General features: G+C 66.8%; 12 protein-coding genes. 4 read left to right on the forward strand and 8 right to left on the reverse strand.

Annotated elements, in window-relative coordinates; all coding sequences use genetic code 11:
• Positions 1 to 61 precede the first annotated feature (61 nt).
• Positions 62 to 1,027: a LysR family transcriptional regulator gene (locus C8C95_RS01555; protein ID WP_056747174.1), complete on the forward strand. Its 966-nt coding sequence runs from the start codon at positions 62 to 64 to the stop codon at positions 1,025 to 1,027.
• A 2-nt stretch (positions 1,028 to 1,029) separates the two neighbouring features.
• Positions 1,030 to 1,668, forward strand: a complete 639-nt coding sequence (nth, locus tag C8C95_RS01560) for an endonuclease III (protein WP_056065129.1) — start codon at positions 1,030 to 1,032, stop codon at positions 1,666 to 1,668.
• Positions 1,669 to 1,805: 137 nt separating this feature from the next.
• Here the strand turns inward: nth and C8C95_RS01565 are convergent, their stop codons facing one another.
• From C8C95_RS01565 to C8C95_RS01590, 6 genes are all read right to left on the reverse strand, one after another.
• Positions 1,806 to 2,552 carry an aspartate/glutamate racemase family protein gene (locus C8C95_RS01565; RefSeq protein WP_116747415.1) on the reverse strand — a complete coding sequence of 249 codons (747 nt, stop codon included), beginning with the start codon at positions 2,550 to 2,552 and terminating at the stop codon, positions 1,806 to 1,808.
• 22 nt (positions 2,553 to 2,574) lie between these two features.
• Positions 2,575 to 3,339 (reverse strand): GntR family transcriptional regulator, encoded by a 765-nt coding sequence (locus tag C8C95_RS01570; RefSeq protein ID WP_116747416.1) that lies wholly within the window; start codon positions 3,337 to 3,339, stop codon positions 2,575 to 2,577.
• Positions 3,340 to 3,352: 13 nt separating this feature from the next.
• Positions 3,353 to 4,240 carry an ABC transporter permease gene (locus C8C95_RS01575; RefSeq protein ID WP_116747417.1) on the reverse strand — a complete coding sequence of 296 codons (888 nt, stop codon included), beginning with the start codon at positions 4,238 to 4,240 and terminating at the stop codon, positions 3,353 to 3,355.
• Between the two features lies 1 nt (position 4,241).
• On the reverse strand, positions 4,242 to 5,156 hold the full coding sequence (locus C8C95_RS01580) for an ABC transporter permease (protein ID WP_116747418.1): 915 nt from the start codon (positions 5,154 to 5,156) through the stop codon (positions 4,242 to 4,244).
• Between the two features lie 181 nt (positions 5,157 to 5,337).
• Entirely contained in the window at positions 5,338 to 6,630 is a 1,293-nt protein-coding gene (locus C8C95_RS01585; RefSeq protein ID WP_116747419.1) for a PotD/PotF family extracellular solute-binding protein, read from the reverse strand.
• A gap of 61 nt (positions 6,631 to 6,691) precedes the next feature.
• Positions 6,692 to 7,786: an ABC transporter ATP-binding protein gene (locus C8C95_RS01590; protein WP_116747420.1), complete on the reverse strand. Its 1,095-nt coding sequence runs from the start codon at positions 7,784 to 7,786 to the stop codon at positions 6,692 to 6,694.
• Positions 7,787 to 8,035: 249 nt separating this feature from the next.
• Here C8C95_RS01590 and C8C95_RS01595 point away from each other — a divergent pair, with 249 nt between their 5' ends.
• Positions 8,036 to 9,169 (forward strand): GGDEF domain-containing protein, encoded by a 1,134-nt coding sequence (locus C8C95_RS01595; protein WP_233584229.1) that lies wholly within the window; start codon positions 8,036 to 8,038, stop codon positions 9,167 to 9,169.
• A gap of 21 nt (positions 9,170 to 9,190) precedes the next feature.
• Here the strand turns inward: C8C95_RS01595 and cobT are convergent, their stop codons facing one another.
• Positions 9,191 to 10,255 (reverse strand): nicotinate-nucleotide--dimethylbenzimidazole phosphoribosyltransferase, encoded by a 1,065-nt coding sequence (gene cobT / locus C8C95_RS01600; RefSeq protein WP_116750098.1) that lies wholly within the window; start codon positions 10,253 to 10,255, stop codon positions 9,191 to 9,193.
• Between cobT and C8C95_RS01605 the strand changes: the two genes are divergently transcribed.
• Positions 10,254 to 11,042: a class I SAM-dependent methyltransferase gene (locus C8C95_RS01605; RefSeq protein ID WP_116747421.1), complete on the forward strand. Its 789-nt coding sequence runs from the start codon at positions 10,254 to 10,256 to the stop codon at positions 11,040 to 11,042. The two genes, cobT and C8C95_RS01605, sit on opposite strands and share 2 nt — an antisense overlap.
• A gap of 31 nt (positions 11,043 to 11,073) precedes the next feature.
• Here the strand turns inward: C8C95_RS01605 and C8C95_RS01610 are convergent, their stop codons facing one another.
• Positions 11,074 to 12,528: a cobyric acid synthase gene (locus C8C95_RS01610; protein WP_116747422.1), complete on the reverse strand. Its 1,455-nt coding sequence runs from the start codon at positions 12,526 to 12,528 to the stop codon at positions 11,074 to 11,076.
• Between the last annotated feature and the right edge of the window lie 23 nt (positions 12,529 to 12,551).

Raw genomic sequence — 12,551 nt, forward strand, 5'->3', positions numbered from 1 at the left:
AATCAACGATTTCTGGGGTTATCTTTGCGTTTTACGCAATTCACATCCCGAAAGGCCCCCGATGCTTTCCAGCCGCTTGCAGGACACGGCGCTGCGCTACTTTCTGGAGGTGGTGCGCAGCGGCTCGGTCAGCGAGGCCGCCGCGCGCCTCAATGTGTCGCCTTCGGCCGTGAGCCGCCAAGTCGCCGCCCTCGAAGACCTGCTGGGCGTGCCGCTGTTTGACCGGCGCCCGCGCGGCATGGCGCCCAGCGCGGCGGGCGAGCTGCTGGCCGCCCATGCCCGGCGCGGCGCGCTGGAGGCCGACCGCGTGGTCTCCGACATCCAGGCGCTGCAGGGCCTGCGCACGGGGCTGGTGCGCATCTGCAGCTCTGCGGGTTTTGCCATCGAGTTCCTGCCCCGCGTGATGGCGCAGTTCCGCCTGCAGTACCCCGGCATCCAGTTTCACCTGCGCGTGGCCAGCCCCGCAGCTGTGACCGTGGCGGTGCTCAACGGTGATGCGGACATTGGCCTGACTTACAGCCGCTCCGCCGAGCGGGACATCACCGTGCAGCACCGCCAGGCCGCGCCCGTCATTGCCATCATGCGGCCTGACCACGCGCTGGCACGCGCCCACTCCGTCACGCTGGCGCAGATGCACGCCTACCCCATCGCCCTGCCCGAGCGCGACAACACCGTGCGCCAGCTGTTCGACATTGGCTGCAGCCAGCGGGGCCTGGTCTTTGAGCCCGCGCTGGTGTGCAACCACTTCGAGACGCTGATGCACTTTGTGCTGCATGGCGGCGGCCTGTCCATCTCGGGCGAGGTGACGGTGCGCGATCGGGTGCAGCGCGGCGAAATGCATGCCGCCCAGATCCGCGAGCCCGGCATGAGCGCCCGCGCCGCCGAGCTGCAGACCCTGAGCGGCCGCACCCTGCCCGCTGCCGTGCGCATGTTCCTGGAGTTCCTGCAGGCGCAGCTGCGGGACAATGCGCCACCGGCCACGCCCGCCAAAAGAAGCCAGCCCCCTGCCCCACCCCGCCAACGATGATGATGAAAACCGCCCAGATCGAGCCCTTCTTCGCCACCCTCAAGGCGGCCAACCCGATGCCCAACACGGAGCTGGAATACACCACCCCGTTCGAGCTGCTGGCCGCCGTGCTGCTGTCGGCCCAGGCCACTGACGTGGGTGTGAACAAGGCCACGCGCAAGCTGTTCCCCGTGGCAGGCACGCCCCAGGCCATCCTGGATTTGGGACTGGAGGGGCTGGAGGGCTACATCAAGACCATCGGCCTGTACCGCACCAAGGCCAAGAACCTGATGGAGACCTGCCGCATCCTGGTGGAGCAGCACGGCAGTGTGGTGCCCCGCACGCGCGAGGCGCTGGAGGCCCTGCCCGGCGTGGGCCGCAAGACGGCCAACGTGGTGCTGAACGTGGCCTTTGGCCAGCCCACGATGGCGGTGGACACGCACATCTTTCGCGTGAGCAACCGCACAGGCCTGGCACCGGGCAAGAACCCGCTGGCGGTGGAGCTGCAGCTGATGAAGCGCGTGCCCGCCGCCTATGCGGTGGACTCGCACCACTGGCTCATCCTGCTGGGCCGCTATGTGTGCCAGGCGCGCAAGCCGCGCTGCTGGGAATGTGTGGTGAGCGAGTATTGCGACTACCGGCCGAAGACGCTGGCGCCCTAACGCGCAGAAAGCACAGCGCTTCAAATTTCATAGCAACCAGCGCATATTCTTCTAGCGCATCCAGCCAAAAACACTCAAAACCTGCGCTCTGGCAGAGATTTCGAGCCCTTGCGCAACCGCCAGCCTGCAAGGCCGGGTCAGGCAACGCAGCGGGTGCCCAACGCCGCCATTTCCTGCGACACCCCCACCCAGGCCACATCAAACCCCGCCACCTTGCGCTCCGGCGGCACGGGGTGCGCGCGCAGCGCCCAGGTGGCACCGGCCACCACGCTGTCGATCACGGGCACAGTCACCTGCGGCTGCACGGCAGCAGCCATGCCTGCAAGCCCCGCCCCACCCAGGATGACGGCCTGCACCCCCATCTGCCGCACCACATCCCGGCAGGCCTGGGCCAGCAAGGCGCGGGCTGCTTCGGGGTCAGCCGCCAGTTGCGCACCGGTGGGCGCCACGGTGTGAATGCCTGCCAGTGCGTGGGCGTGGCCCAGCGCCTGGGCCAGGCGCTGCAGCATGGGGCCCCAGCGCTCGCCGCCGGTGACGATGGCAAAGCGGCCGTGGCGCGCAGCCTCGATGAATGACGCTTCGGCCAGGCCGGTGACGGGCACCGGACTGCTCTCGCGCAGCGCCATCAGGCCGGGGTCGCCAAAGCAGCCGATCAGCACCGCGTCGGGCGCGGTCTGCGGCTGTGCGATCTCATGCGCCCACACATCGAGCGCGGCGTGGGCCGCCACGGCGTAGCTCGCCTCGCACGCGATGTACGGTGCGCCAAAGCGGGCCGTGGCCGTGCGCACCGCCACATACGAACCCGCAGCCCCCTGCACATGCCGCTGCAGCAAGGCACTGACATGGGCCGACATGTTGGGGTTGATGACGAGCAGTTGGCGCATGGGCAAGCGTGTGAAAAAACCGTCAGACCCCGCCCAGCAACCGCGCCAGATCGGGCGCCTCTGCCGCAGGCGGCGTGAACTCCAGCTGCGACTCGATCCGCGCCAGGTGGGTCAGCATCAGCCGGGGCGCCTCGCGCGCGTCGCGCAGGCGGATGGCGTCGATCAGCGCCCGGTGTTCGCGGCAGCCGCAGGCTGTAGCCTCTTCGCGGGTTTGGGCGTGGCTGGGGCTGTAGGTCATCAGGATGAGCGAGGTGCGCGACACCAGCTCGCGCAGGATGCGCCCGAGCGTCTGGTGCCCTGCTGCCTGCGCGATGTGCAGGTGAAAGTCGCCCGACAGGCGGATGGCACGCCGCATGTCGCCACTGGCGCGGGCGGCCTCTTCGTCGTCGATGCAGGTGCGCAGCGCGGCAATGTCAGCGTCGGTGGCGTTGGCGATGAACAGCTCCACCAGGCGCGGCTCCAGCAGGCGGCGGGCCTCGAACACTTCCAGCGCCTCCTGCGGCGTGGGCTGGGCGATGGATGCGCCCCGGTTGGGCGTGAGCGTGACCACCTGCTCGTTGGCCAGCCGCACCAGCACAGGCCGCACGCGGGTGCGGGACACGCCAAAGGCAGCCGCCAGCTTGTCCTCCACCAGTTTGGTGCCGGGCGGCAGACGGTGGTCGAGGATGGCCGACACCATGCGGTCGTACATGTCGTTGTCGCTGAGCTGGCCGGTCGTGTCGGGCTGCACGGGCGGTTCGGTGACCGCAGCGCGCGCGCGCCGGGGCTTGGGGAGGGTGGTCGTCATAAGGGTGCCGTTTTTACCCCGAACGGCCCTTGCGCCTGCAGCCCAATGCCCACACCAGCGCCAGCGTGATGCCCATGACGACGAACGACACCACGGTGGTCAGCGTGCCCAGCGCGTAGATGGACGGCGTGGTCACCGTGCTGGTCAGGCCCTGCAGCTCCAGCGGCAGCGTGTTCACGTCGCCAATGGCCTGCGAGGTGCGGGCGATCTCGTCCCAGCTGAGCGTGAAACCGAACATGCCAATGCCCACGACCGAGGGCGCAATCAGCGGCAGCACCACATGCGCAAAGCCCTGCCAGGGCGTGGCGCCCAGGTCGCGTGCGGCTTCTTCGTACGCGGGGTTGAAACGGTTGAACACCGCAAACATGATGAGCAGGCCGAACGGCAGCGTCCAGGTCAGATGGGCGCCCAGGGCCGAGGTGAAAAGGCCGAGCGACGTGCCATAGCCCTCCAGCGCACTCTCCATGCCCAGCCATTCCAGCGCCGCCTTGATGCCGTTGTCGATGAGCCGGAACTCCAGCCCAATGCCCAGCGAGACGATGATGGACGGCATGATGAGGCTGGCCACCACGATGAAGAACAGCGTGTTGCCCCCAGCCAGCCGCTTGCGAAACGCCAGACCGGCCAGCACCGACAACACCACCGTGCACAGCATCACCGCCACGCCCAGGCCGAGCGAGCGCCACAGCGCCGCGCCAATGTCCACCACGCCCAGCCCTTCGGCCAGCTTGGAGAACCAGTGCAGCGACACACCGCGCATGGGGAAAGTGAGCCCACCCTCGGGGCCCTGGAAGCTCAGGATGAAGATGACGAACATGGGCCCGTACATGAACAGCACGAACAGCGCAAAGAAGATGGCCAGGGGCCAGAAGCTGGCGGGACGAGATTCACGGACTTTCATCTCACAGCTCCTTGCGAATGTCGACGAGGCGCGTGAGGCCCCAGATGATCATCAGCACCACGGCCAGCAGGATCACGGCATTGGCCGCCGCCAGCGGGAACTGCAGGTAAGACGTCTGCACCTGGATGATCTTGCCAATCGATGCGATCTGCTGCCCGCCCATCACGCCGATGGTCACGAAGTCGCCCATGACGATGGTGATCACAAAGATCGAGCCGATGATGATGCCGGTGCGCGACAGCGGCACGATCACGTTCCACAGCGTCTGCCAGCCACTAGCCCCGCTGTCGCTGGCCGCCTCGATGAGGCTGCGGTCGATGCGCATCATGCTGTTGAAGATGGGCACGATCATGAACATGGTGTACAGGTGCACGAACGCCAGCACCACCGAGAAGTCCGAGAACAGCAGCCACTCCACAGGTGTCTCGATGAGGTTCATGCCCATCAAGGTCTGGTTGACCAAACCATTGCGCCCCAGCAGCGGCACCCACGAGATCATGCGGATCACATTCGACGTCCAGAACGGGATGGTGCACAGCACGAACAGCAGGGTCTGCATGCCCGACGAGCGCACATGGAAGGCCAGGAAGTAGGCCACAGTGAAGCCAATCACCAGCGTGATCAGCCACACGAGAAAACTGAACTTGAGCGTGGAGTAGTACGTCTTGAGCGTGACACACAGGCCCTCCGACGCATCGCCACAACCCGCGAAGATCGACACGTAGTTCTTGAACGTGAAGCCTGGCAGCAGCTCGTATTCGTTGAAGTCCCAGAAGCTGACCATCACGATCAGCGCCAGCGGAATCAGGAAAAACAGCGCGAACACCAGCGTGAACGGCGCAGCCTGCCACCAGGCGGCAATGCTGCGGCCGGGGACAGCTGCAGCAGGTAAGGACGGTGTGGTGGTCGTGCTCATGGTGTTTGCAATCAAATATCTAGCGGGCTGTGCTTCGCAGCCAGCTGTTGAAACCGTCGCGGCCCAATGCCAGTGCTCCCGCGCAAGGGCCGCCCCGCCGCGCCGGGAGCGTCCCCCTCCCGAACCGCGCAGCGGGTCGAGAGAGGGGTGAAGGCGCGCAGCGCCTCAGGGGGTGCAACCTCTACGCCGCTACAAACTCATTCCACTTTTGGACCATGTAGTTGTTCTCGTCCATCAGCGCGTTCCAGCAAGCGATGCCGCCCATGCGCGACTCATAACTGCCGCCGTCGCGCACTGCACCTGCCTTTGCCAGCACGTCGCCATTGGGGCTCTTGATGTCCTGCGTGGCGGGCTTGCCTTCCATCCAGTAAGCCCACTCGTAGGCTTCCATCTTGGACTTGGCGGTCTCCAGCACGGCGCTGTAGTAGCCCTGGCGGTTCAGGTAGGCACCGGCCCAGCCGTCGAGGAACCAGTTGATGAACTCGTACGCGCCATCGAGCTTGCGGCCGCTCAGCGTGGCGGGCAGGCCAAAGCCGGCGGCCCAGGCGCGATAGCCTTCCTTCAGGGGCTGGAAGTTGCAGGCGATGCCCTTGGTGCGCACGGCCGTCACAGCCGGGCTCCACATCGACTGGATCACCACCTCGCCCGATGCCATCAGGTTCACCGACTCGTTGAAGTCCTTCCACAGCGCGCGGAACTGGCCCTGCTTCTTGGCTTCGATCAGGGTCTTGATCGTGAGGTCGATCTCCTTCTTGGTCATGTTGCCCTTGTCGGGGTACTTGTAGATGCCCATGGCCTCGACCACCATGGCGGCGTCCATGATGCCGATGGAGGGGATGTTCAGGATGGCGGTCTTGCCCTTGAACTCGGGGTTGAGCAGCTCGGCCCAGGAGTTGATGGGGCGCTTGATCAGATCAGGGCGGATGCCCAGCGTGTCAGCGTTGTACACGGTGGGGATCAGGCTCATGAACTGCGTGGGCGCCGTCGCAAACTTCTTGGACTTTTCACCTTCCAGGTAGATCACCTTCTTGGGCGCGGTGCCCTGGTCACCCACGGCTTTGCCGGCCACCTGGCCGGTGGTGAACAGCGTGGTGATCTTGTCGGCGTTCTTGATGCGCTTGGTATCAATGCCCTTGAGGTTGCCCGTGGGCACGATCTTTTTGAGCGAGAAATACTCGGTGTCGATCAGGTCAAAGCTGTTGGGCGCAGTCACGGCGCGCTTGGTCACGTCGTCGGTGGTCACGGCCACGTACTGGATCTCGATGCCGGTGTCGGCCTTGAACTTCTCGGCAATCGCCTTGTCCTGGTTCACCGCCGTGCCCAGGTAGCGCAGCACGATCTTCTCTTGCGAATGCACGGCCGGGAACATGCCAGCGGCCAGGATGCCCGCCGTGCCCTTGAGCAGCGAGCGGCGCGCCACTCCAGTGGCATCGGAGACAACAACAGGGGAATCAGCACGGGAAGCATCGGACATGGGAAAACTCCTTGGGTTGCGGAAGGGGACGGGTGGAAAAAGAGGTAAAGCGGCGGCGCGGTCAGGCGGCGACGGCCACTGCGGGAGCGGGCACCGCCAGTGATGCGACAGCAGGCTGGGAGAGCGGGTGTGCCTGGTCAAGCGTCCAGTGCAGTTGCACGCCCTGCCCCACCTGGTAGGGCTGCGCAGCAAAGGCGGCTTCAGACACCATCACCGAATACGCCGCCGTGGCGTTGGCCGACAAGGCCACGCCCTGCTTTTGCAGGCCGAGCAGCACGTAAGTGCCCTGGTACTCCACGTCGGTCACCACGGCCTGCATGCGCTGGGCACCCCAGGGCAGCTCGGCGTGGGCGGGGGCGATCTGCAAGTGGTCGGTGCGCACGCCCACCTTGCCTTCGGGCGTGTCAATCACGTTGTGCCCACCCATGAAGCGCGCCACGAATTCGCTGGCGGGCCGGTTGTAGACCTCGTGCGGGCTGCCCACCTGCTCGATCACGCCGTGGTTCATCACCACCATGGTGTCGGCCAAGGCCATGGCCTCTTCCTGGCTGTGGGTCACATGGATGAAGGTCAGGCCCAGCTCTTTTTGCCAGCGGCGCAGCTCAGCGCGCATCTGGATGCGCAGGAAGGGGTCGAGCGCGGACAGCGGCTCGTCGAGCAGCAGCACACGCGGCTGTGTGATGAGCGCACGCGCCAGCGCCACACGCTGCTGCTGCCCGCCGGAGAGTTCTGCGGGCTTGCGCTCGGCCAGGTGCCCCAGGGCCACGCGCTCCAGCAGGTCGCGCGCCTTGGCCTGGCGTTCGGCCTTGGCCACGCCTTTCATCTTCAGGCTGAAGGCCACGTTGTCCAGCGCCGAGAGGTGCGGGAACAGCGCAAAGCTCTGGAACATCATGGCCGTGCCGCGTGCAGCGGCGGGCAGGTCGGTGATGTTGCGGTTCTCCAGCAGGATGTCGCCGCTCGTCACCGATTCGTGCCCAGCGATCATGCGCAACGTGGTGCTCTTGCCGCAGCCCGAAGGCCCCAGCAGGCAGCAGTAGCTGCCGCTGGCAATGCGCAGGTTGATCGCATCCACGGCGGGCTTGCCTTGGGCGTAGCGTTTGGTCAGCGCCACGATTTCAATGGCGGCGGAGGTGGGCGCAGGGTGGGTGCTTTGCATGGCGTATGCCCTACGCAAGGCCCATGCCAACTTTGTACACAATGTTTTATGAACTTTGCATACAAAATGCACCAACACGGCGCACATTGCCGCCCCATACCGGTCCACACCCGCGCTGCCCCTGGTCCAACCTCGGGCAAACCATGCACCGAAACAGCGCTGAGCCGTGCGGGTGCGTGGCTATACTGGCTTCGCCTTTGAAACAATTTATTACGTCGGCACGTCCCTCCCCCTCCTCTTGCCTGCCGCATGACGAACCTCGACCCGCGCTCCATGATCGCCCTGGCGGGCTTCATGTCTGCCGTCATGGCCCTGGTGCTGCTGTTCATGCGGCGGCACTACCCGCCCAGCATCCGGGGCGTGGGCGGATGGGCGGCGGCGCCATTGCTGTGGCTGCTGTCCACCGTGCTGTTTGGCGCGCGTGGCGCCATCCCCGACTGGCTGGGCCTGGTGCTGGCCAACCAGCTGCTGGTGCTGGGCTCGGTCACTTATTACATGGGCACCCGCCAGTTCATGGGCCAGCCCGCCACCTGGCGCACCTGGAACTGGGTGATGGCAGGCACCACGGTGGTGTTTGCCTGGCTGACCTACGGGTGGCCCAACTATGCCGTGCGGGTGGGGTTTTTCACCGTGGTGATGGGGGCGCTGTACGCCGCGCAACTGCGCTTCATGCTGCGCCACGGGGGGCGCAACTTCCCGGTGCGGCTGGTGGAGGTGATGCTGGGCCTGCACATGCTGGTACTGGGGGTCAGGCTGGGTTCCATCCTGGCTGGGCACGCGGGCAACGACCTGATGGAGCCCTCGCTGTTCCAGACCCTGTACATCGGTGCCTATGCGCTCACCGTGTTGATGTTGTCCATCGGCGCGGTGCTGATGGCCACAGACCGCTTGCGCACCGAGCTGGAGCACCTGGCCACCTATGACTCGCTGACCCAAACCCTCAACCGCCGTGCCTTGCTGCAGCGCTGCGAGGACGAGCTGGAGCGCGCGCAGCGCTACGGCGGCGGTCCGTCCATCATGATGGTGGACCTGGACAACTTCAAGGCGGTGAACGACACGCGCGGCCACCAGCACGGCGATGCGGTGTTGGTGCACTTTGCCGAGCGCACCCGCCAGGTGCTGCGCCGCGCCGACCGCCTGGGCCGCTACGGGGGCGAGGAATTTCTGGTGCTGCTGCCGGGAGCCGACGCGCAAGCGGCCCTGGCCGTGGCCCAGCGCATCCACGCCACGCTGGCCTCGGGGCACCCGCTGGACTGCGAGGTGAGCATCGGGCTGACCAGCTGGTCCGGGTCACACGAGACCCTGGACGCCATGCTCTCCCGCGCCGACGCCGCGCTGTACCGCGCCAAGGAAGAAGGCCGCAACCAGACCGTGGTGGGCTAGAGCCTGCCCAAGCAGGGCGGCTCAGGCCGTCTGCGTCGCCACGCCAGCCGATTCAAAACTCGCCATCTCGCGCAGCACGGCGCAGGCCGATTGCAGCAACGGCCAGGCCAGCGCCGCGCCCGACCCCTCGCCCAGGCGCAGGCCCAGGTCCAGCAAGGGCTCGGCCTGCATCTGCGCCAACATCAGGCTGTGGCCCCGTTCGCCCGAACGGTGGGCAAACACGCAGCGCTGCAGCACCTGCGGCGCAATGCGGCTGGCCACCAGCACGGCCGCGCTGGTGATGAAACCGTCCACCACAATCACGCGCCGCTCGGCCGCTGCCTGCAGCACTGCGCCCACCAGCGTGGCCACCTCGTAGCCCCCCAGGGCAGCCAGGGCCTCCAACGGACTGGTGGCGCCCGCATTGGCGTCCAGCGCCTGCTGCAGCACCGCACGCTTGCGTTCGATGCCTGCAGCATCCAGCCCGGTGCCCGCGCCCGTCACCTCGGCCAGCGGCAACCCCGCCAGGCGCGCCAGCAGCAGCGATGCCACCGAGGTGTTGGCAATGCCCATCTCGCCCAGCAGCAAGGCGTTGCCCGGCAGCCCACGCACCACCTCCACCCCGTTGGCCAGCGCCTGGGCACATTGCTCGGCGCTCATGGCCGGGCCGACGGAGGCGTCTTGCGTACCCGGTGCCACCTTGCGCAGCAACAGGCGCGGCTGGCCGGGTGCTGCATCGCGCGCAGCAATGGGCTTGGCCACGCCACAGTCCACCACCGTGAGGCCCAGGCCATGCTGGCGAGCCAGCACGCTCACGGCCGCGCCACCCGCCAAAAAGTTCTCCACCATCTGCCAGGTCACATCGCTCGGGAACGCCGAGACACCCCGCGCGGCCAGGCCATGGTCGCCCGCGCACACCAGCATCTGGGGGGCATGCAGCACGGGGGATTCGGTGCCCAGGATCACACCAAGGCGCAGCGCCAGGCGCTCCAGCAGGCCCAGCGAGCCCAGGGGCTTGGTCTTGTGGTCAATGACGTGCTGCAGGCGGTTGGCCAACGCGGCATCATGCAGGTCAGCAACGGATGGAAGTACGAAAGGTGAGGTCATGGTGATGGAAAACACAAAGAACGCCGTACACAAAGCGGCACGGCAAGGTTTTGAAAAAGAAGCGCAGGCCTACGCGCGCGGCAGGCCGGACTACCCGGCGGCGCTGTCGGCCTGGCTGGCACAGGCCTTGGGCCTGGGTCCCGGCCGCGAGGTGGCCGATGTGGGTGCGGGCACCGGCAAGTTCACCGCGCTGCTCGCAACCACCGGGGCCACGGTGGTGGGCGTGGAGCCCGTGGACGCTATGCGCGCCAAGATCGAAGCCTTGCAACTGCCCACGGTGCGCGCCGTGGCGGGCACGGCACAGGCCATTCCACTGCCGTCCGGCACGCTGGATGCCGTGGTCTGTGCACAGGCCTTCCACTGGTTTGCCACCCGCGAAGCCCTGGACGAATTTCACCGCGTGCTGCGGCCGGGCAGCAAGCTGGGACTGGTGTGGAACGTGCGCGATGAGTCGGTGGACTGGGTGGCCGAGCTCACCACCATCATCACGCCCTACGAGGGCGATGCCCCGCGCTTCTACAAGGGCGACTGGCGCAAACCCTTTCCACACCCCGGTTTCGGCCCATTGGTCGAGACCCGGCTGACCCACGAGCATGTGGGGCCACCCCAGCAGGTCATCGTGGACCGTTTCATGTCGATCAGTTTTATCGCGGCCCTGCCAGATGCTGAACGCGCTGCGGTGCGTGCCCAGATCGAGGCTTTGATAGCCCGACACCCCTCGCTGCGCGGGCAGGACACCGTGCGCTTTCCGTACACCACCCTCGCCTGCCACTGCGAACGGGTGTGAGAGGCTGAATGGCGCCACGGTATCCGGCGTGCTAAGGCGCCACCAGCGCATCCAGCACGCCCGGTGTGAAGCTGGTGCCCAGGAAGCCTGCGAGTCCGTCAAAAACGCTGTCCAGCGTGGGCACCTGCGCGCCAAACAGCGCGTGCAGCACCGCAGCATCCTCGAACAAGCCGTGCAGGTACACGCCCAGCACATTGCCCGCCGGGTTCTGCCAGGCGATGCCGGGGATGACCTCGCGCGCCACATCACCCTTGGCGGCCATGGCCGGGTGCTGGGCCGTCTGGCCGTGGTGGATTTCGTAGCCGGTGGCGGGTACGCCGGCCAACGCAGCCCAGGCGCCCTGCATGGCACCAAACTGCGCCTGCGTGCGTTGCACGGTCTTGGCGACCTCGAAGGTGGTGACCAGCGACAGCAGGCCCAGGCCTGGCGCATTGCCGTCGATGCCCGCCGTATCAATCAGCGCCTCGCCCAGCATCTGCAGGCCGCCACACACGCCCAGCACCGTGCCGCCCTGCCCCGCGTGATGGGCAATGGCCTGGTCAAGCCCTTGCGCGCGCAGCCAGGCCAGGTCGGCAGCGGTGGACTTGGAGCCCGGCAGCACCACCCAGTCGGTGGGCTTGAGCCCCGCCAGGTCGGCCGGGCTGCGCGCCCAGATCAGGCGCACGCCGGGCACGTTCTTGAGCGGCTGGAACTCGTCCAGGTTGCTGATGCGCGGGTAGGCGATGACGGCCACGGTGGTGTGGACCGCGCCCGCTGACAAGGTGCGGTCATCAAACACGCCGTCCTCCTCGGGCAGGCCGTGGCGCCATTGCATGGGGATGGTGGCCACGGTGGGCACACCCGTGAGGTCTTGCAGCATCTGCGGCGCAGGCGCCAGCAGGCTGGCATCACCGCGAAACTTGTTGAGCACAAAGCCACGGATCAGCGCGCGCTCGTCCTCGGGCAGCAGCGCCCAGGTGCCGTACAGGTGGGCGAACGCACCGCCCCGGTCGATGTCCGTCACCAGCAGGCAGCGTGCATTGGCATGGCGGGCCACGCGCATGTTCACGATGTCGCTCGCGTGCAGGTTGATCTCTGCGGGCGAGCCTGCGCCCTCGATCACGACCACATCGTTTTCGGCGCGCAGTGCATCGAGGGCTGCGGCGATCTTCGGCCACACCTTTTCGCTGCGGCCGCGCCAGGGCATGGCAGTGAGTTCTGCGCTCACCTGCCCCATCAACACCACCTGGCTGTGCGTGTCGGCCTCGGGCTTGAGCAGCAGCGGGTTCATGCGCACTTCAGGCTCGGCACGCGCAGCCAGCGCCTGGAAATACTGGGCGCTGCCGATCTCGCCCACGCTACCGCTTGGACCGGAGACCACGCGCGCGTTGTTGCTCATGTTCTGCGCCTTAAACGGCGCCACCTTGAGGCCCAGGTTGCTGTAGTAGCGGCACAGTGCAGTGGTGAGCCAGCTTTTGCCGGCGCCGCTGGTGGTGCCCAGCACCATCACGCAGCGGGCTCGTGGGGAAG

The sequence above is a fragment of the Acidovorax sp. 99 genome (assembly GCF_003096455.1).
In the GTDB taxonomy this organism is placed as follows: domain Bacteria; phylum Pseudomonadota; class Gammaproteobacteria; order Burkholderiales; family Burkholderiaceae_C; genus Acidovorax; species Acidovorax delafieldii.